Genomic DNA, 19774 nt, shown 5'->3' with positions numbered 1-19774 from the left:
CGCGCTTGGTTTTCAACAAACCACACTGGTCGCGCAGAAACCACTAAGGTGTTGCCGCTGTACAATGGCGTGCCGGGTGAGATGGAACCCGACTGGGCGATCAGAAGTCCTTTTGGCGGTTAAGAGTTATGCACATCGACGTCAATCGAAAGAATAGATTTCGGTCTGTGGCACGGATTCTGCGTCGGACGGACTTCTGTTTCGCTGTCTGGCGCGTCGGACAGCCATTATAACGGGAGCGGCCAACGGTTTGCGTCGAGCAAGCCAATTTGTCCTGCCGTGCTGACCACGAGCAAGCGGGTGCAAAACGAAATGTCTTCTACGAGTAGTTCGTTGGCAGAGCCGAGTGACCGGCTCAATCTGAGCAGCGATCAAGCCCCCCTGGCAGCTTCCTCGAATCCCCCACCTTTCCGCAGAACCATGTCCACGATTCTTGTGATCGATGACGACCCGGCGATGCAGCAGGTGTTCACCCGGCTCCTGAGCGACGAGCAGATCTCGGTGATGGTGGCCGAATCGACGAACCGCGGCCTGCAACTGCTCGAAGAGCAGCGGCCCGACGTCGTTTTGCTCGATATCATGTTGCCCGACGCCTCCGGACTCGACACGTTCAAGCATATTCGCGAGCGCGATCCCCATTTGCCGGTGATCTTCATCACCTCGGATCAGACGAGCGATACCGCCATCGAGGCGATGCGTTTGGGTGCCTTCGAGTATCTGACCAAGCCACTCAACTTTCCACGCGTGCGACAGATCATCGCCCAGGCGATCGAGATCCGCCGCTTGATGCGTGTGCCCGTCGCGATGGGGCCAGATGGCGAAGACGACGGTGAAACGAGCGATCTGCTCGTTGGCCGCTGTGCCGCCATGCAGGAAGTGTACAAGCAAATCGGCCGCGTCGCCTCGCAGAATCTCACGACGTTGATCTACGGCGAGAGCGGCACGGGCAAGGAATTGATCGCCCGGGCGATCTACCAGCATAGCTCGCGCGCCTCCGGACCGTTCCTGGCCGTCAACTGCGCGGCGATCCCCGAGCCCCTGCTCGAAAGCGAACTCTTCGGCCACGAAAAAGGGGGCTTCACCGGGGCCGACAGCCGCCGCATCGGCAAGTTCGAGCAATGCTCCGGAGGCACGTTGTTCCTCGACGAGATCGGCGACATGACGCCCCTCGTCCAGAGCAAAGTACTGCGCGTGCTGCAAGAACAGCAATTCGAGCGCGTCGGCGGCAACCAGACGATCACCACCGACGTGCGTATCCTGGCGGCGACGAATCGCGATCTCGAGGCCATGGTGACCGAGGGGACCTTCCGCGCCGACTTATACTACCGACTCACCGGATTCACGATCTCGCTTCCTCCGCTCCGCGATCGGGGGGACGACCTGATTCTGCTGACCAAACACCTGCTGCGCCGGCTAGGTCCGCAGCTCGGCAAGAACGTCACCGACATTGCGCCGCAGACGATCGAAATGCTCAAATCCTACGACTGGCCTGGCAACATTCGCGAATTGCAGAATGTGGTCAAGCAGGCGATTCTGCGTTCGACCGGTCCGGTGCTGCTGCCGCAGTTTCTCCCCCCTGAGGTGACCGCCAAGAAACGCACACAGACGGCGGCGCCGCAGGCCGCTGCCTCGAGCCCCCTCGAGACGTTCGTCGGAGAACGCTTGCAGGCCGGCTCGACGCGACTGTACGAAGAGGCCCTCGAGTTCCTCGAACGGCGTCTGTTGACTCAGGTGCTGCAACAGACGCACGGCAACCAGTCGCAGGCTGCCAAGATCCTGGGGATCACCCGCGGCAGCCTGCGCAACAAGATTCGCCGACTCGGCATCACGCTCGACTTCGTCGTCGGCGTCAGCAATGCCGAACCATCGACGAATCATCATCCACGCCCCGCCGAGACTTCACCGCCGGACGAATAAGTACCGTCGCGGGATGAAGACCTCGGATTACCAGAGCATGCAGCATAAAGGATCGGCGGTGATGGAAGGCTCTGGTGCTTCGAAGCAGGCTTGCAATCCCCAAGTGGCCATCGAGCGACTCGGTGGCGATGTCGAAATCTACAAAGATCTCTTATACGCCTTATTTCAGGGCGTCTCGGGACAATACGCGGCGCTCGAAACCGCCGTGCAAAACGACGATGCAGCCGCCATGCATTACAGCGCGCACGCCGTGAAAGGGCTGGCGGCTACCTGCGGCGCCGAACGCGTCGCCGAGTGCGCTCACGAGCTCGAGGATCTCGGACGCGCCCGGGTTACGACGGGGGCGCAGAAAGTCCTGTCCGACCTGCAGCACGCCATGCAGTCTGCGGAACAAGAGTTGGCGACCTATCTCGATCGTGGCGCGTCGTCTCGCTAGCGTCCCAATTTATTCCGCCACTTATTCCGCCATGTCTGTCTCGAGGGTGCCTTGGCGAACGCCGTTTGTGCTAAGGCCATATTGATTGTGGCTGCGCTCAACATGAAGGCGTCCGTGCCACTCAACCTTACGCCCCACGAGCAAGGCGATGCGAAACTCGTCGGTAAGATCGTTGGCATGCCACGTGCATGAGCAAGAGTACGACCAAGCGCCCTGCAGCGCGACGTTCGAGCTGCGACGCGCTCGAACTCCGACAAGGACAGAAACCATGGGAACGATCCTGCTCATCATTCTGGTGCTGCTGTTGCTGAGCGCCCTGCCAACCTGGCCCTATAGCCGTCGTTGGGGCTATTACCCGAGCGGCGGCTTGGGCCTCGTTTTAATCATCATTCTGGTGCTCGTTCTGCTCGGCGGCATTTAACGGCACTTGTCCGCCTCCTGCTCCGCAGTCAGGCTCAAGACGTGGCTGCGGAGCCGCTCGCTCGGCATCGCGTTTAGTCCACGGCAGCACCACCTCGCCACATTTCCATCTCCGTTCCTCTGGCGCATAGAAAAACCGCGTCGATTGGCTGGGGAGCCAGGCGACGCGGTTCGCGACCGTCGCTTTTTTGTCGGGCAACGTATCACTACGCTACCGGACCACGCATACGGCCACTAATCAGGCTCACGAGGAACAACACCAGGAACACCACGAACAGAATTCGCGCGATACCTGCTGCCGCGACGTAAATGCCGGTGAAACCAAACAAGCCCGCCACGAGGGCGACGACCAGGAATACCAGGGCCCAGTGCAACATGATGAAACTCCTTAGGACGGGTTAGGTGGTTCGCAGTCGTTACCGAATGTCTCAGCACGCGACGCGCGACCTTCACCCAGCGATTAATGCACGTGGCGTGCCAGTGGGTGAATTCCTCTGCTTCCAATAGGATTTCAATCCGTGGGCAGTCGCACCCACTGAGGGCCTGCTCACCAGCAGCCGTTGAAGCAGAATCGCTACCCCTCGGGCAGGGCGATCGGCTCGCTGCCGGCGGCGGCCAGAATCTCCTCGGCCTGACGCAGGTGCGCTTCGGGATGCTCGCTCATATCTTCGGCCGCCACGATGATCTTTCCCTCTTGCACGGCCTGGCTGTAGTAGTTGGCCAGTTCTTTTTCGATGCCGCGGGTCATCATGGCTCCAACCAGACCACCTAGGATTCCGCCCGTCCAGGTGGCGAGACCACTACTCGCGAGCACGAGCCCCGGGTCGCCTCCGCTGGCCAAAGTCCCCCCAAATGCGGCCAGGCCGCTCAGCGTCGCGCCGATCACGCCCCCCGTCGAGGCAAACAAGGGAGTAGAGCTGCCCGACGGGTGCTGATGTTCGAAGTTGCGCAGCGAGGAAACCTTCTCTTCGTCGGAACAAACCACGGTGATCTGATCTTCGGTGAAACCCGCCTGGAGCAATCCACGAATCGCGGTGTGAACGTTAGCCACCGAATCAAAGATCCCCACACGAATCGGACGAGGTAGTGTAGTGGACATAGGTAGCGCCTTTCCCGAAAAAGTGCGCGTCCCCCGATAGGTGTTACTCGCGATGACGCGCCTATGAACTGAATGGAACACCGCCTCTTCCAGAGAAGCAAAGCGAGTGCCGGTGTCGCAGAGGGGGGAAGCGAACGCGCCGCGGGGAGAGGACAACTTCGTACCGAGCCCGCTCGCGCGCCAGGCCTGATACTTGGCAAGTTCATGAAAAAAGACAGTTGCCCGCAGCGAAGACTCTGCGTAAACTTTCGGTGGAGCTGGCAAGGGTCGCAAGACCTTTGCTTCCTCTGGTCGCTGGTTCCTGCCCCGCCAGCGGCCTTTTTTATGCGCCGCTCCCGGCCGGCGCATTTGGCAGCAAGCGTAGCGCGTTACTTCGTCTACGCTACCGCTTCCTTCAGCAGATTCACTCCCTCTTCAGGACGTTCCGCGCGTTTGGCCTGAGCCTGCAACTCGCGCGTTTCGCTCGCGAGTCCTCCTTCGGCGAGTCTGCCCCGACATCGCGTGCGAGCCTCAACGCGCGCTGGCGCTGCGCGTACCGTGTCGAACACAGCGGAACAGGATTTGCTTTCCAACAAATCAGCGCGGCTCCGCGGACGTCACTGGCCAAGCCAGAGCGTCCCGCGTCGAGCCGGCCACCACCACTCCCCCCTCTGAAAGGTTCCTCCCATGCGACGCCTGCTCATCATCATCCTGCTGATCGCCGGAATGTTTTATTTGGGTTGGCTTTCCTTCCGAAATGACGACGGCACCTCGACGATTCAACTGAACAAGGACGAAGTGAAGGCCGACGCCGATAAGGCGATCGAAAAGACCAAAGAGGTCCTTCACGAGGGAGCCGACGCCGTCAAACAGGCGGTCGACTCCTCGAGCAGCACGCGCTAGGCCTCGTGGCTTCTCAGCGATCAGCCTGATTCGCCCAACACCACCGGAGCGACTTCACGTGCTACACAATCCTCTCGATTCCACGACCGGTATCGGCGATGTGACCGTGGCGGTGAATCCTCCCGCCGCGACTTCGCGTGCAAAGTCCAAGAAAAAGAAATCGGTAGCGAACGAAGCACGGCCGCCACGTAAAAAACGCAAAGGGGCCAAGCGGTCCGCTCGATCGGATCGCGACGAGGAAGAGGATGACTCCGACCAGGAGTCGATCGCCGTGAAGGGAGAGCAGAAAGAACGCGCATCGGCCGACAAGTCGGAATCCAAGGAGGCCGCCGCGGAGGATGACCAGAGCGAAGACAACGAGGACCATCTGGCGCCCCCTTCCAAGATCCTGGTACTCGATATTGGCGGCACCAAGCTGAAGGCGCTCGCCACGGGACACACCGAGCCGCGCAAGATGACCTCGGGCAAGCGACTCACGCCCGCCAAAATGGTGAAGGCCGTGCAAGAGTTGGCGGTCGGCTGGGAATACGAGGCCATCTCGATCGGCTTCCCAGGGCTCGTCGGAGAAAACGGACCGCGTTCCGAACCGGGCAACCTCGCGTCGGGCTGGGTCGGCTTCGATTTCACGGCGGCCTTCGGCATGCCGGTGCGCATCATCAACGATGCCTCGATGCAGGCGCTCGGCAGCTATGAAGGAGGACGCATGTTGTTTCTTGGCTTGGGCACCGGACTCGGTTCCGCGCTCATCGCCAACAACGTGCTCATCAATCTCGAACTGGGGCAACTTCCCTATCGCGACGAGCGCAACCTCGGCGAGACGCTGGGGCGTCGCGGCATGACGCAACTCGGCAAGAAGGATTGGCGCGCCGCCATTGCCGAGATCGTGCCGGCGCTGATGGGCGCCTTCGCCGCGGACTACGTCGTGCTAGGAGGGGGAAATTCCAAGGAAGTAAAGCTCCTGCCCCCCGGCGCGCGCATGGGGCACAACCTTACGGCATTTCGTGGCGGATTCCGCTTGTGGCACGTCGATGACGTGCGCACTCAGTGGGGCGACGTCTCGCTACCCGGCGCCTCAGCCGCCTCGGGAGAATGGCGTTTGGTCTAACGAGCATCAAACGGCACGTTCTTTTGCTTCTCGCATCGCAACCCATGCGCATCCATTTCGTTTGAAACGCTACCCAAAGTGCGTAAGCCGCTCCGGAGGGGTATTGATGCGTCACGGGGTCTACACGCGTAGACAGACAGCGCTGGTACGTCGACGACGGCCGGCTCAAGGCAAGAACTTGCGCAGGTGTATCACGCGGGACGATTCCTCGTAGCCCAGCGCGAGGTGCGAGCGGAAGCTGATTTCGTTCCCCAGCACCGCGTCTGAAGCCATCTCCCGGCAGCCATTCTCTTTCGCCCAATGTTCGGCGGCGTGTACCAGCGCGCGCCCCCAACCCTGGCGGCGCAGTTCTTCGTCGATGTACCAACCTTCGATGTAGCCGACGGGATGCGTTTCGCAATCTTCGGCGTAGGGACGCAACGACGCTTCGAGAAATCCCCCCAACCGCAACTTATCGCAAACGACCACCAAGACGACCAGCCCCGAGTCCTGGCCGACGACGCCGAGATAATTGCCCATCTCGACGAGGTGCTTTTCTTCCGACACCTGGGGCCAAAGTGCTTTTCGCATCCGCAGCCACTCGACACGATCCCCATGCTCCACGGTGCGCAGCCGTGGATAGGTCGTGGGGCTGGCAATCGGCGTGCTCGCGCGGGACATACGCCGCTCCGATTTACTTCATACGCTCGTAGGTCGATTTGCCGCTGTCGGGAAAAACGTCGGCGGCGCCACCACTGGCCAGAAACTTGGAGATCTTATCGGCACGGTCGGTGATGACCACGCGTTTGAGACGTCCCGCTTCGCGCTCGACGGTACCGCCGAGCTTACCCGCCTCGATCGCGGCGGCCGTCGCCTCGTTGTTCATGTCCCAAACGTCGAGTCGATTGCCGTCGAGCTGGTACTTCAGAAAGAAATAGCCCGTCGGCAGCCTGTGCGGCTTGCCGGGTTCAGGATCGGGAACGCAGGTCGCATAGCTCTGGCCCTCGATCTCGGTCACGAAGAAGCGGAAGCCAAAGGGCTTCGTCAGCCGGATGCTGCCCGGTTGCGTCGCCTGCGCGGCGCCGTTGTGTGTCACGAGCAAGAACTGCATCAACCCCGCCTCTGGCGGCTGCGCGGGATCGACCGAAGTATCGACGCCAGCCCCGATATGAACATAACTCACGTCCCCCGAGGCGTTCGACATCGTCCACAGGCCGTACAACTCGGGCACCTGCGGCGAGGTGTCTGGATCGGAAAGCGCATGTTTCGACTCGACGCAAGCGGCCGTCGTCAGCAGGCAGAGAGCCAAGAGAGATGCGAACCAAAGTTTGTGCTTCGTGATCATGGCAGGTGCTCCCCTCGAGGGTGACGGATTTCGTTCACGTACAAACAACGGCATTTTTCCCAACCGCAGGCTGGCAGTCGCAGTCGGCAGTTCATTCCCAATACAGAAGGCTCGCTCTCCCTAGAATTATAACGCGCCGCCGAGGTGAACTGTGAAACATGCTTCCGCGGATTGGCCTGCCATGACCGGCCCCAGCACTGCCCGGCCCGCCCCGTCCTCCGCAGCCCTCAACCGACGAAAGGGCTGCTCGAAACGCCGAACTCCCCCTTCACGGATGCCCGGAAGGATTGCTCCTCGCTAAGGCGCTCCACGACACTCGTCCACTCATAGGAATTTTCTATCGATACAACATCAGAGTTCTATTTGTTCAGCATGGACGAGACTCCGATGATGACCGTGAGAGAAAAAAGTGCCAATGCGTCACGACCGAGACGTAGTCCGCCTAGGGAGCAATGAATGCAAAAGCTGATCACCGGACTCCACCAATTCCAGCAAAATGTCTTTGGCGAGCATCGCGATTTGTTCGAGCGTCTGGCGGCTGGTCAGCAACCCGAGGCCCTCTTCATCACCTGCTCCGATTCGCGCATCAATCCGAATCTGATCACCCAGACCGAACCGGGCGAACTGTTCATTCTGCGAAATGCGGGCAACCTCATCCCCCCCTATGGCGCGCCCGGCGGCGGCGAGGCCGCCACGATCGAGTTCGCGATCAAGGGACTCGGCATCCGCGATATCATCGTTTGCGGGCATTCGCACTGTGGCGCGATGAAGGCCCTCATCCAGCCCGAGCTGTTGACCGAAATGCCGACGCTCACCGAATGGCTGCGTCACGCCGAGGCCACCCGGCAAATCGTCCGCGAGAAGTACGCGGACCGAACGGGACGTGCCAAACTCATGACCACGATCGAAGAAAACGTGCTCGTGCAGTTGGAAAACCTGCGCACTCATCCGGCCGTTGCCGCGCGACTGGCTCAGGGCACGCTCAACCTGCACGGTTGGGTCTATAAGCTCGAGACGGGCGAGGTGTTCTACTACGACAGCGAGTCCGGCCAGTTCCTGCCGCTGGGCGCCGAAGGCGTCACCGAGCCGCAGAACGCCTCCAGTCTCGCGATTTAGGCCCGACGCGCCTCGGGCCGCAACCGGTCGTCCTGGCTTGTGGATCCGGCGCTCGTCGTCCGGCTGAACGCGCCGAGGGAGCCTCTCGTGCTTGCTTTGCTCCCCGGCCATCGGCTAGCCTCTGCGTGACCCTGCCTTGTCACCGCAGTCAGGACCCGAGCCTTGGCCGAGTATCCCAAAGTCGCGCAATTGAAGAGCGTGGCCGCGCTGCGCGCGCGGCTCGCCGAGCTGGGCCAGGACCTGCCGATCGACGAGTCGATCCTGCGGGCCAGTGAAGACTCGCCCCTGGCACAGCCATTGACGATCGGCACGATGCACGTCGGAAATCGTTGGTGCATCCATCCCATGGAAGGCTGGGATGCCAATCTCGACGGCACGCCGTCCCCCCTGACACTGCGCCGCTGGCGTCACTTCGGGCGCAGCGGCGCCAAGCTCATCTGGGGTGGAGAGGCCGCCGCCGTGCAGCACGATGGTCGCGCCAATCCGAATCAAACGCTCGCCACGCCCGAAAATCGTGCCGGTCTCGCGCAATTGCTGGCGACGCTCACCGAGGAACATCACGCTCGCTTCGGCACGACCGACGATCTGCTGGTCGGCCTGCAGCTCACGCACTCGGGCCGCTTTTGCCGTCCCACCGGAGCGCGCCTCGAACCGCGCATCGCCTACCATCATCCGCTGCTCGACGCGAAGTTCGGCATCGATCCCGCGGACGACCGTGTGGTGTGGACCGATGACGAGCTCGAGCGATTGATCGATCGCTATGTCGCCGCGGCGGGTCTCGCGCACGACGTTGGCTTTCGCTTCGTCGACGTCAAGGCGTGTCACGGCTATCTGCTGCACGAGTTCTTGAGCGCCCGCACCAGGCCAGGACGCTTCGGCGGAGATCTGGCCGGTCGCACGCGCGTGCTGATGACGATCATCGAGCGTGTGCGGCTGGAGTACCCCGGCCTCATGGTCGGGGTGCGGCTGAGCGCGTTCGACACCGTGCCCTACGTGACCAGCCGCGAAGTGGGCCGGCCGATGGAGTACGGGTCCTACTTGCCGTACCACTACGGCTTCGGCTGCCGTGCCGACGATCCGCGTGAGCTCGACCTGACCGAGCCGCTCGAGCTGCTCCGCCGCCTGCAACAAGCGGGCGTGGTCGCGGTGAACGTTTCGTGCGGCAGTCCCTACTACAATCCCCACGTGCAGCGGCCGGCGATCTTTCCGCCCAGCGATGGTTATCAGCCCCCCGAAGATCCGCTGGTGGGGGTCTGCCGACAAATCCACGCCACGCGTGCCCTCAAGCAAGCGCTCCCCGATCTGCCCCTGGTCGGCACCGGCTATTCCTACCTGCAAGACTATCTGCCCCACGTCGCCCAGGGGGTCGTGCGGGCAGGCTGGGTCGATGCCGTCGGATTAGGCCGCATGGTGCTGTCGTATCCCGATCTGCCCGCCGCATCGCTCGCCGAAGGGCTTCTCGCGCGGAAGCTCGTCTGCCGCACCTTTAGCGATTGCACCACGGCGCCGCGCAACGCACTACCCTCGGGGTGCTACCCGCTCGATGCGTATTACAAGGCCTTGCCCGAGGCCGACCAGCTCGCCGCGGCCAAACAGCGAATCAAAGCCACCGGTCCGACCGGCCATTAGGCAGGCCGGCATGTGGTAGTTAGCTCTCTCCCACGACGGGAGATTCGAGCGTGCCGATGCCCTCGATCGAGGCATAGAGCGTGTCGCCCGGCTTGAGGAATGTCCCCTTGGCGCTACCGACGCCCGCGGGCGTGCCGGTCGAGATGATGTCGCCCGGCTCGAGCGTAACGATGCTCGAGATGAACTCGACGACCTGCGCCACGCTGAAGATCTGTTGCGCGGTCGAGGCGTCCTGCTTCAAATCATCGTTCACGCGCAGCTTCAGCTCGAGCTTTTGCGGATCGGGAAGATCGGCCGCCGACGTGATGCACGGGCCGCAAGGGCAGAAGCTGTCGTGCCACTTGCCGTGCAGCCAGTCGAAGAACTTGTCCTTTTCGCGCTCGACGCGATGCGGATTCGGCCGGAATTTTCGATTCGAGATATCGTTGACCACGGTGTAACCCGACACGTAATCGAGCGCCTGGTCGGCCGAGACCCCTTTGGCCTGGCGACCGATCACGACGGCGAGCTCCAACTCCCAATCGATCGCATAGGGAGAGACGCTCGGAATCAGCACGGGCTTGCCCGGGTCGGTCAGCGTGGTGCTGGGCGGCTTCATGAAGACGTAGGGGAACGTGGTCTCCCGTTCGGTGGCCTTGCCACCTCCTTCTTGAATGTGCTCGTTGTAATTGCCGGCCAGCAGGAAGAGCTTGTTCGGCCGGGGAATCGGCACGAGCAGTTGCACGTCGGCCGTGGCGAGCTTGGCCGGAGCGGGTAGATTGCCTTCGCTCCGTGCCACCCAATCGGCCAACTTGCGAACGGCGGCGTGCGCCGTGCCGTCGGGGGGCAACAGGGCAAGCAGGTCATCCCCCGCCGGCAGCGAAAGTTCCTCATGCGTGGCATCGGTGTAGGCCTTGGCGCCGGCGGCCAGTGGTACCAGGTACTTCTCGTTGTACAACGCCGCTTGCGCCGTGCCACCTTGCGTAAATCGACAGACTCGCATGAGCTTCAACCCTCGCCTTGCGCTCGACTTTCCCTGGAGAACCTGTGCCCAACAGCGTATCGCCTCAGAACGTCCTCTCGCAAGAGACTGGCAACGTAGGAATTCCAACCGCAGCAAGCCAGAGACTACCACCCGGGCCTGATTCCCCCGCCACCATCTTTGCGTGCCTGCGCCTTTACGCTAAAACCCTGTTGCCTTGAAGCACTCTAGCAATCCGTTGAAAAACTCAACGGACTGCGACATCGCAGGGATGCGATGACAAAATAGCGACGTCAGTCGTTATTTTGCGAGCCGTGTGGAGCTTTGCTCCGCACTTGGCGAGGTTGAAAAAAGCCACGAGGGCATTTTTCAACAGGCTGCTAGAGCGAAGGAACTCGCGTGATCGCTCCCACCACCGATGCCGGCCAGGCCCCGCGCCAATTGATGAAGCTTGTCACCGGCGGCTGGGTCGCGCAGACGATCTCGGTCGCGGCCAGGCTGGGCCTTGCCGATTTGCTGGCCGAAGGGCCCCGTTCGGCAAGCGAGCTGGCAGCGGAAACCAATGCGCATCCGCGTTCGCTCTACCGCCTGCTGCGCGCGCTGGCGGTCGTTGGCGTCTTCGAGGAATTGTCCGACGAGCAGTTTCAGCTCACGCCGTTGGCAGAGTTGCTGCGCACCGACGCGTCCCACTCGCTACGTTATGCCGCCATCATGCTCGGCGAGAACCATCACTACGGCGCCTGGGGCAATCTCCTGGGCGCGGTGCAAAGTGGAGGCATCGCCTTCAACGAGACCTTCGGCGTGCCGGTGTTCGACTACTTCCAGGCCCATCCGGAAGCGGCCGACGTCTTCAATCGCGCCATGACGGAACTGTCGAGCAATGTCCACGTGGCCGTCGTCGATGCCTACGATTTCACGCCGTTCGAAACGATCGTCGACATCGGCGGAGGGCACGGCGCCTTGTTGAGCGCCATCCTGCGAGCCAACCCCAAGCTACGGGGCGTCCTGTTCGATCAACCCGACGTCGTCGCCGGGGCCGAACCTCACCTCGAGGCGCGCGGCGTGGCCGAGCGTTGCCACACGGCTCCGGGCGATTTCTTCCAGTCCGTGCCCGCGGGGGGAGACGCCTACCTGCTGGCGACGGTGATTCACGACTGGACGGACGAGCAGAGCGTGCAAATCCTGCGCAACGTGCGTCGCGCGATACGCCCCAACGGCCGGCTCCTGCTCGTCGAGCAAGTCTTGCAAGGGCCGAATGCCGATGACTTCGGCAAGTTCGCCGATCTGAACATGCTGGTGATGACCGGCGGCGGCGAACGGACCGAGGCCGAGTTCCGCGAATTGTACGCCCGCGCAGGCTTCGAGTTGCTGCGCATCGTCCCAACCCGTTCGTCGAGTGCCGTGATCGAAGGGGCGCCGGTCGATTAGGCGCACTCCGCGCACAAGTTGCTCAACCGAACAGAAACGCCCGCCGAAGACTCGGCGGGCGTTCGTGTTTCACCCCTCGTTCAGCCCGCATTGCTTAAAAACGCAGTCTGCTCGACGAATTATCCTCTCGGATAGGGCTGCCTTCGACTTCCGGTCCTTTCGGCAGACCGGCGACCGACTCCTCGCCGTGTTGGCCGTCGCCGTAGTCGGCCGCCTTGGCGACCTTGCCGTTTTCCTGCCACCAGAACCAGCGGCCTTGCTGATGCCCGGCCAGGAAGTCCCCCTGCGACGACTTCTGACCGTTCTGATGCCACCAGCTCCAGCGGCCATGTTGCTTGCCATCCTTGTAGAAGCCTTCGAGCGACTTCTGACCGTTCTGGTACCACCAGGTGAACTTGCCCGACTCGATGTCGTTTACGAATTCACCTTCGAGCTGTACCTGCCCATTGGCATACCAACTGGTCCAGGGGCCGTGGCGCTGATCCTTGCCGGTGGCCTTATAGGCGGCCAGCTTGGCCCGCCACCAGTCGTCCGGAGTTTCGACCACGTGCTGGGCATGCAGATACATGCCCTCGGTCTTCTTCCGGTCGCCTTCGTAGTAGGCCACCTTCGGCGCCAGACGACGACCTTGTTGAAACGTATCTTTCACGACGATCGTGGCATCGGGGCGCCATTCGGTCCAGGCCCCCTCGACCAGCCCGTGGTCGTATTGAATCTCGCGCATCATCTGGCCACTGGCAAACCACCAGGTCTGCTTGCCGTGGCGCAGGCCATCGGTGAATTCGAAGTGGCAGATTTTGCGCTGCTTGGCGTCGAAGATCGTCCAGGCGCCGTGCAGCTTGCCCTGGTGGAAGTTCGCCTGCGAGACGAACGGCCCTTCATACTGGTTGAAAGGAGCCTGGCCAAACAACTCGGCCTCGCCCGCACGATACCAGCGGTTCCAGACCCCTTCGCGCTGACCGTTGGTATATTCACCCTCGGCCAGCAGCGTTCCCTTCTCGTCCCACATCTTCCAGGGACCGTGGTTCAGATAGTTGCCGTCTTTGTCCTGCGCGACGCGGCGTTCGATCTTCACCGCGCCAGAAGGAAAGCGTTCTTGAATCAGTTCCGAGGTGGCCTCGTTCACCTCGACCTCGGCCACTTCGTCACCGCTCTCGGTGGCCTCGGCCACGGGCAATTGCTCCGCGGTAAGGTCCGCAGGCAGCACAGCCGGCTCGTCGGCCCACGCACCCAGCGGCAACGTCAGTGCCGACGTGCATGTCCCCAACATCAGCAGTTTGCGAATCCAAGCGGTATCGCGGGCCATGATCACTGCACTCCTTTGCGAACCCAACTCTTCCCTGTTGCACGCCGTCTCTGTTTCAACGGCAATCATGCTCCAGCCGGTATACGTGGTACACGGCTAGAGTTCTCTTCGTCCAGCAAAGGCCGGAAATCGAATACGGGGCCCCCACGCGGCAGCGTCGACGCTACCGGCCGAATTTCGCAGATTTGTGCAAGTCGCCAGAAAATGGGGGCTCTGCAAAAAATTTATCGATCCAGGATTCGACGTGAGACTGGTGTCACTCTCGCCGCTTGGAAAGCTGCGCAGTTTAGTCCATCCCTGCCGGCCGGATTGGGAAAGCCCGCCATTTCGGAGTGTCGACGAACTCCCTGTAACAGATGCCCACACGTTGCGCCTCGCACCTTATCGCCAGTAGCGTCCTATACGAGTTGGAACGCCTACCAAAACCACTTTTTTCGGGGAGCAATCGACCGATGGGCCTCCAAGAAAACCTTGCCGCCGCCAAACAGGCCATCGCCTACGTGGCCTCGAAGATGGACATCGGGGCGTCGAACCAGATCGACATGTACCGCGTCTGGGCCCTGGACGAAAAGTCCCTCTTCACGATGAAGAATCAATGCGTCGGCCAGGTACGATCGCAGGTCACTGCCTCCGACTGGCCGGGCATCCTCTCGCAAGCGACAACGGCCGCCGAACGACTCGGCTGCGGCAATTGCGGCGAGCAATCGGCGATCGCCTTCAAGTTCCTCGAGCGCATGGGCATTCGGCCGATCGAGTTCTGCCAGCGAAGTCTCGATGGACATCAGTTTGTCATGATCGGCCGCAGCCCAAAAGCCACCGTCGATAACATCTCGACCTGGGGAACCGATGCCGTCATTTGCGATCCCTGGGATCGGATGCAGGCTTATCCGGCAGCGCAGATCCAGGTGAAACAATTCGGCACGGGCAAAAAGGACGCCTACGCCCTCCACTGGCTTGACTAACCTGGCGGTATGTTCCGACTGCCCCCAGAAGCTGCCGCAGGTTTGACATCCCGCGCCGCTCGGCCAGCCTGGCAATCGGAGTCGTAAGGCATTGCCGGAACGGCCATTTCACGACGACCGGCCGACTGCCTGTCGCAATCGCGTACCTGGGCTGGCTATAATCGGACTCCTCAGTGCGGCTTTCGCTGCTTGCTCTCCCGAAGCAGGGGCAAACGGCGCCGCACCTTACTATGCCACCAGGAGCCCACGCCCATGCTCGCTCGACACGCCTCGTTCTCCGCGCTCGCCTTGATTCTCGCCGCCAGTTCGCTGGCAACCTCTTCGAGCCTGGCCGCCGATAAAGTAAAGCTCTTCAACGGCAAGGATCTCTCGGGCTGGAAGACGTTCATCGACCCCAGCAAGAAGAACGTGAAGCCCGAGGACATCTGGTCGATTGAGGATGGCGTCATCAAGTGCAAGGGAAAGCCGGTTGGCTACCTGCTGAGCGAGGATGAATACGACAACTACATCCTCCGCTTCGAGTGGCGCTGGCCCGACGCCGACGGCATGGGGGGCAACAGCGGCTGCTTCGTCCACGTCGTGGGCGAAGACAAGATCTGGCCCAAGGGGGTCGAGGCCCAATTGATGGCCGATCACGCCGGCGATTTCTGGCTCGTCGACGGTGCGCAGCTCACGATCGACGCCGACCGGCAGGACAAGGGAACTCCGCGTCATTACTACCGCACCAAAGACGGCGTCGAAAAGCCGCGCGGCGAATGGAATCAGTACGAGATCACCTGCGACGGCGATAAGATCACGCTGGTCATCAATGGCCAGGAAGTGAACGTGGGTACGAACTCGGAGTTGACCAAGGGCCGCATCCTGTTGCAGTCGGAAGGGGCCCCGATCGAATTCCGCAACATCGAGCTCGAGCCACTCAAGAAGTAGCTCGTTCGACCGCTAATTCTGCTGCGTCGGCTGGGCAGCCGGCGGCGGAACACGCCGCTGGCTCCAGCTTCGCAGGGCATTCAGCGTCTCGTCGGTCATCGGCCGCGTACGTACGAATGTTTGCCGCTGCGCACGCGGTGCCGCGGCGCCGGCTGGTGGAGTCGCGGCGTCGGGCGCGGGCACTGCCGGCGCGGCGCCGGCCGGAGGCATGACGGAGCTGTCGGGTGGCGCGCCCAGCGACGGGGGCGGCACGGGCGGAGCACCAGGTTCAAGCGGCGGCCCGCTACCAGGAACGGTCGGCGGGGCATTCGACGGAATCGCCGGTGGGGCAGGGGGCGTGGCCGGCGCCGTGCCGTTCTTCTTCGACTGCTTCGCTACAGCTTCTTGCACCGCGCGATCGACCAGGTTGAACAAGAAAGCCAACCGAGCCTGCACGTCGAGATCTTCGACCGACACGGCCAGCACCAGCGAACGGTCGATCATCGCCAGCGACGCGAGCCACTCATCGCGGGCATAGAGCATGCGCGCGCAGCGATAATACCGCTCGGAAGCGAGCAGCAACTCGCCCGCCGCTTCGTAGGCCTCGCCCGCGGCGCCGGTGGCCGAAGGAATCTCGCGATACAATTTCGCGCGGCGCAGCCAGTAGGCCTCGGCATCGAGCCGCCGCGCTCCTTCGCCCGGGCGACCTTCGAGAATCAGAATGCGGCCTTCGATGCGCGCTATCTGGGCGCGCGTGGCCACGTCCAAGTCGTGCCCGAGACGCTCGCGCGCCAGGGCCAACTCGCCACGCGCGAGCGCCAAGTCATACTGATCGCAGGCCAATTCCGCTTTCAGCAGGTGGACGGCGGCCTTCGTGCGATCGGGATCGAGGCAAGGAGATTCAGGCTCTTCATCCGGACAGCCGCGACAGGTCTTGTCCTCTTTTTTCTTCTTGCGCTTGTGGGCCTTCCACCACGATTCGTCCTCGTAACAGGCCGACGAGCACTCGATCGGACATTCGTCGTACGAGGCGTGTACGACGCCACACCCCAGCGGACATTTTTCGCCGTCGCACAAGCCGCGTTTTTCGTCGCAAGGTGCAGTTCGCTCCGCCATCTGCACCGCCATCACGGCATCGGCCACGGCCCCCTGGCTGCGTGCGATCTTGGCCTCGAGGAGCCAGGCCGCCGATTGCGACTGCCCGGCCCGGCGCAGCTCGGCCCGTGCCTCGCGCAGACAATCGCGAGCCTCGTTGTCGAAGCCGACCGCCGCCAGCACCGCGGCCACGTTGTAGGCGTTGTGCCCGATCTCGAGGGGATCGTCGATCGCCCACGATCGCTTCAGCGCCAGCGTATAGTACGCAATCGCTTCGCGGTCCGACCCCTCGGCGTACGCCGCCTGGCCGTCCTTGGCCGCCCGCGCAATGTATGGGTCGGGCTTGTAAGTCGGCTTCGAGCTCTTACAGCCCACGATCGCCAGCAGCGCAACGACGCACGCCAGCCAGACAGCCGTGGGCCGGCTGCGGCGAGGTGCCTCCATTCGTCGTGGCCACCGTCCGTGGTCTTGCATTAGGGCCAAGGACCTCCGGGAGAGACGCGCGCCGGCGGAATCATCGACGAAGGATGGGGCTTCTCGAGGTAGCGGCGGATAAGCCAGTTCTGCTTCATGCCGTCGATGACTTCCTGGGCGCCGTCGAGATCGGCGCGGAACTTATCGACCGTGCCCGGCAGCGATTCCGTTTCGGCCCGCAGGGCGCTCATCACGTCCTGGCTGGTGGAAAGCAACTGCTGGGCCTGGTTGGCCAAGGGCTCCAGCTTCGGCGTCACCTGCTGGACGTCCGTCAGGGCGCTCTGCAATTGCACGTTCGACTGCCGCACCTCTTCGTTGGTCACGCGAATGTCGCGGGCCATGGACTCGTACTGGTCGGCCAGCGGCGACAGGCGAGGCGAAAACTCCTTCACGTCGCGCAAGATGTCCTGCAATTGCGCGTTCGAGTCGTCGAGCTTCGCCGAGGTGTCTTCCAGCTTCGTGAATCCGCTGCTGATCGACTCCTGCGCCATGCGAATCGAATCGCGGGCATCGACGAACATCTGCGTGATCTTGGCCATATCGTCCGTCGGACCGGGCTCGCTGATGATCGCCAGTGGAGTGCTGGGCGTGGCCACGATGTCGTGATTGGGACCGCGGGTGATCTCGAGATACGCCTCCCCCGCGCCGGCCAGACGCCGTCGGATACGAATCTGCGAATCGACGAAGATCTGGTTCCTCCACGCCTGATTGATCGAGAGCGTGACTTGCAGATTCTCGCCATCGGGTGCGTACGAAATGCTGCTGATCTCGCCGATCGAGCGGCCCAGCACGATGATCGGCGTGCCGCGTTGCAGACCGTCGAGTTGCGACTCGGGCAGGTAGGCCACGAGATCGTGTCGGCCCATGAACCAGCTCTGCGTGCGCGCCACGAAGAACACGCCCAGCAAGACCAACAGCACGACCAGCAACAGGAACGTGCCGACGAGCTGGTTCACATAGCGGAGCTTGTACGGTTTGTTCATGCGGCCTCCGCCTCGACCAGTTCCATGCGCGAGCCATGAACCTGGTATCGTTTCAGTTCGCGTGTGTTGAACTCAGCGTTCCAGACACGATCTTCGGCCGTGAGCCACACGACGGCGGCGTCCCCTCGTCGGGCCGATTCGACCGCGGCGATGAGGGGAGCCAGCGATTCGGGGGGGGCGTCGCGCAACGGAGTTTCGAGCAAAACGAGCCGCGGCCGGCCGAGAAACGCACGCACCCATTCGGCACGGCGCAGCTCGGACCGCGGCACGAGCTCGGGTCGCCCACGCGGCACGCGCGGCAGGCCGAACGAGCGTGCCAGCGCGTCGGCTTCGGACTCGATTTCCGGCGTGCTGCGGCGCGTATGGTGCTCCTCGCGCAGGCGGACGTTCTCGAGCACGTTCAAGTTGCTTACCCACCCCCATTCGCCAAAGACGCGTCCGATCTGTCCGCGGCAGCGCGACAATTGATTGGCGTCGAGTTCCGTCCAGACATGCCCCTGGAAACGCACGCTCCCCTCGAGGGGCGCGACAAGCCCCTGGGCGGCCGACGCCAGGGGCAGCAACTCGCGCCCCAATTCGACGCGCACGAGCGCCAAGGCGCCGGGGGCGAGGCGCAGCTCGACCTCGGTCAGCCCTTGCAACCGCGTATTCGGCGCGGGCAGCGTGGCGGAGCGGAATTCGAGAATCGGGGCGACCATCAGATGACCTGGAAGATGAGGAGACGTCCGTAGATTAACAACGACAGCACGGCCGACACCATGAACACCGTGGTCAGCGAACGCACCGCCCCCCGACCCGCGGCCTGTGGCACCTCGGTGGTCGCGCCGCGCACGCTCAGTCCTTCGATCGAGGCGATGGCGCCAGTGAACAGGCCGGCCACCAGCGTTTTAGGCAAAAAGAAGATCAGTTCCTCGGCGGCCACCGCGCGGAAAAAGCTGCCGAAGAAGGCCGCCGGCCCCCCCGTAATGGCACCGATCAAGGCCCCCACGACGTAGCCACTCACGAAACAGACCGCCACGAAGATCACCGACAGACAGAAGACCGATAGGCTGACCCCCAGCACGCGCGGCATCACCAGGTACTTCAGCGGATCGAGCCCCTGCGAGTCGAGCACGTCGACCTCGCCCGAGAGCTTCATCGTGGCCAGCTCCGTGCTGATCGCCGTCGCGCTGCGCACGATGACGATGAAATTCGCCAGCAAGGGAGCCAGTTCGCGCACGATCACCTTGAGCAGCAGCGGGCCCGGCAGGTCGGTATCGCCTACCGAACGGATCCACAGTTCGGTCTGCACGACGACGACGACCCCCACCGCCGCGGCGATGCGCATGGTGAACCCCACCGCATCGACCCCCGTGAACAGGATCTGCCGCGCCATCACCTGCCGCACGGTGCGCGGCCAGGAACTGGGTCGCAACCCCAGCAGCACCGCCATGGCAATCACCGACAGCACGTACGTCGCCGCGCGCCAGGCCGTCAACGCCCCTTCACCCACCCCCTCAACGGCGCGGATCATGGCGGAGAGCACCGACAAGATGCGCTGCCAAACGTTCCGCAACACGGGCAAGACCGAGAGACGCGTCGTCATGGAGTAAGAGAACCGTGGAAGATCGATTGGAACGAAGTCGGGGCGCACCACCGCTACGCACGGAGGATCCCATAACTTCGTTCGACAAGGCATCATCCCGAGAACACTCAAGCCCGCTGCGCGCGATACGACCGTTACAGATTCGC

The 19774-nt window shown here is 62.6% G+C and carries 20 protein-coding genes; 10 read left to right on the top strand and 10 right to left on the bottom strand.

Going from position 1 to position 19774, the window contains the following annotated elements; all coding sequences use genetic code 11:
* Nucleotides 1-420 precede the first annotated feature (420 nt).
* The 3 genes from KF708_14795 (at nucleotide 421) to KF708_14785 (ending at nucleotide 2774) form a co-directional block, all read left to right on the top strand.
* The gene (locus KF708_14795) at nucleotides 421-1917 is read left to right on the top strand and encodes a sigma-54-dependent Fis family transcriptional regulator (GenBank protein ID MBX3413956.1); all 1497 of its coding nucleotides are present in this window, start codon (nucleotides 421-423) and stop codon (nucleotides 1915-1917) included.
* A gap of 37 nt (nucleotides 1918-1954) precedes the next feature.
* Nucleotides 1955-2353, top strand: a complete 399-nt coding sequence (locus KF708_14790; protein MBX3413955.1) for an Hpt domain-containing protein — start codon at nucleotides 1955-1957, stop codon at nucleotides 2351-2353.
* Nucleotides 2354-2621: 268 nt separating this feature from the next.
* Nucleotides 2622-2774 (top strand): DUF3309 domain-containing protein, encoded by a 153-nt coding sequence (locus KF708_14785; GenBank protein ID MBX3413954.1) that lies wholly within the window; start codon nucleotides 2622-2624, stop codon nucleotides 2772-2774.
* A gap of 205 nt (nucleotides 2775-2979) precedes the next feature.
* On the opposite strand, the gene KF708_14780 is transcribed toward KF708_14785, so the two are convergent.
* Together KF708_14780 and KF708_14775 are read right to left on the bottom strand one after the other, a co-directional pair.
* The gene (locus tag KF708_14780; GenBank protein MBX3413953.1) at nucleotides 2980-3150 is read right to left on the bottom strand and encodes a DUF1328 domain-containing protein; all 171 of its coding nucleotides are present in this window, start codon (nucleotides 3148-3150) and stop codon (nucleotides 2980-2982) included.
* A gap of 197 nt (nucleotides 3151-3347) precedes the next feature.
* Nucleotides 3348-3824 (bottom strand): hypothetical protein, encoded by a 477-nt coding sequence (locus KF708_14775; GenBank protein MBX3413952.1) that lies wholly within the window; start codon nucleotides 3822-3824, stop codon nucleotides 3348-3350.
* Nucleotides 3825-4538: 714 nt separating this feature from the next.
* Here KF708_14775 and KF708_14770 point away from each other — a divergent pair.
* Entirely contained in the window at nucleotides 4539-4754 is a 216-nt protein-coding gene (locus KF708_14770) for a hypothetical protein (GenBank protein MBX3413951.1), read from the top strand.
* Between the two features lie 58 nt (nucleotides 4755-4812).
* Entirely contained in the window at nucleotides 4813-5859 is a 1047-nt protein-coding gene (locus tag KF708_14765; protein ID MBX3413950.1) for an ROK family protein, read from the top strand.
* Nucleotides 5860-6024: 165 nt separating this feature from the next.
* Here KF708_14765 and KF708_14760 read toward each other — a convergent pair whose 3' ends face one another.
* Nucleotides 6025-6519, bottom strand: coding sequence for a GNAT family N-acetyltransferase (locus KF708_14760; protein ID MBX3413949.1), 495 nt, complete (start codon nucleotides 6517-6519; stop codon nucleotides 6025-6027).
* Nucleotides 6520-6532: 13 nt separating this feature from the next.
* Entirely contained in the window at nucleotides 6533-7183 is a 651-nt protein-coding gene (locus tag KF708_14755; GenBank protein MBX3413948.1) for a hypothetical protein, read from the bottom strand.
* 456 nt (nucleotides 7184-7639) lie between these two features.
* On the opposite strand from KF708_14755, the gene KF708_14750 reads away from it, so the two are divergent.
* Nucleotides 7640-8299 carry a carbonic anhydrase gene (locus KF708_14750; GenBank protein ID MBX3413947.1) on the top strand — a complete coding sequence of 220 codons (660 nt, stop codon included), beginning with the start codon at nucleotides 7640-7642 and terminating at the stop codon, nucleotides 8297-8299.
* A gap of 162 nt (nucleotides 8300-8461) precedes the next feature.
* A complete protein-coding gene (locus KF708_14745; protein MBX3413946.1) occupies nucleotides 8462-9928 on the top strand; it encodes an NADH:flavin oxidoreductase in 1467 nt (488 codons plus the stop codon).
* A 19-nt stretch (nucleotides 9929-9947) separates the two neighbouring features.
* On the opposite strand, the gene KF708_14740 is transcribed toward KF708_14745, so the two are convergent.
* Nucleotides 9948-10910, bottom strand: a complete 963-nt coding sequence (locus KF708_14740) for a fumarylacetoacetate hydrolase family protein (protein ID MBX3413945.1) — start codon at nucleotides 10908-10910, stop codon at nucleotides 9948-9950.
* 378 nt (nucleotides 10911-11288) lie between these two features.
* Between KF708_14740 and KF708_14735 the strand changes: the two genes are divergently transcribed.
* Nucleotides 11289-12317, top strand: coding sequence for a methyltransferase (locus KF708_14735; protein ID MBX3413944.1), 1029 nt, complete (start codon nucleotides 11289-11291; stop codon nucleotides 12315-12317).
* Nucleotides 12318-12411: 94 nt separating this feature from the next.
* Here KF708_14735 and KF708_14730 read toward each other — a convergent pair whose 3' ends face one another.
* The gene (locus KF708_14730) at nucleotides 12412-13623 is read right to left on the bottom strand and encodes a hypothetical protein (protein MBX3413943.1); all 1212 of its coding nucleotides are present in this window, start codon (nucleotides 13621-13623) and stop codon (nucleotides 12412-12414) included.
* A gap of 452 nt (nucleotides 13624-14075) precedes the next feature.
* On the opposite strand from KF708_14730, the gene KF708_14725 reads away from it, so the two are divergent.
* Nucleotides 14076-14585, top strand: a complete 510-nt coding sequence (locus tag KF708_14725; GenBank protein MBX3413942.1) for a hypothetical protein — start codon at nucleotides 14076-14078, stop codon at nucleotides 14583-14585.
* A gap of 252 nt (nucleotides 14586-14837) precedes the next feature.
* Nucleotides 14838-15512 (top strand): DUF1080 domain-containing protein, encoded by a 675-nt coding sequence (locus tag KF708_14720; GenBank protein ID MBX3413941.1) that lies wholly within the window; start codon nucleotides 14838-14840, stop codon nucleotides 15510-15512.
* Nucleotides 15513-15524: 12 nt separating this feature from the next.
* On the opposite strand, the gene KF708_14715 is transcribed toward KF708_14720, so the two are convergent.
* Genes KF708_14715 through KF708_14700 form a run of 4 tightly spaced genes read right to left on the bottom strand, consistent with a single transcriptional unit; the run spans nucleotide 15525 to nucleotide 19628 of the window.
* A complete protein-coding gene (locus tag KF708_14715; protein MBX3413940.1) occupies nucleotides 15525-17030 on the bottom strand; it encodes a hypothetical protein in 1506 nt (501 codons plus the stop codon).
* A 29-nt stretch (nucleotides 17031-17059) separates the two neighbouring features.
* On the bottom strand, nucleotides 17060-18043 hold the full coding sequence (locus tag KF708_14710; GenBank protein ID MBX3413939.1) for an MCE family protein: 984 nt from the start codon (nucleotides 18041-18043) through the stop codon (nucleotides 17060-17062).
* The gene (locus KF708_14705; protein MBX3413938.1) at nucleotides 18040-18741 is read right to left on the bottom strand and encodes a hypothetical protein; all 702 of its coding nucleotides are present in this window, start codon (nucleotides 18739-18741) and stop codon (nucleotides 18040-18042) included. The genes KF708_14710 and KF708_14705 overlap by 4 nt, the downstream gene beginning before the upstream one ends.
* Nucleotides 18741-19628, bottom strand: a complete 888-nt coding sequence (locus KF708_14700) for an ABC transporter permease (protein ID MBX3413937.1) — start codon at nucleotides 19626-19628, stop codon at nucleotides 18741-18743. The genes KF708_14705 and KF708_14700 overlap by 1 nt, the downstream gene beginning before the upstream one ends.
* Nucleotides 19629-19774 lie beyond the last annotated feature (146 nt).

The sequence above is a fragment of the Pirellulales bacterium genome (genome assembly GCA_019636335.1).
Classification (GTDB): domain Bacteria; phylum Planctomycetota; class Planctomycetia; order Pirellulales; family JAEUIK01; genus JAHBXR01.
Note: the sequence above shows the minus strand (reverse complement) of the source record. Positions and strands in the feature narration are given on the sequence as shown.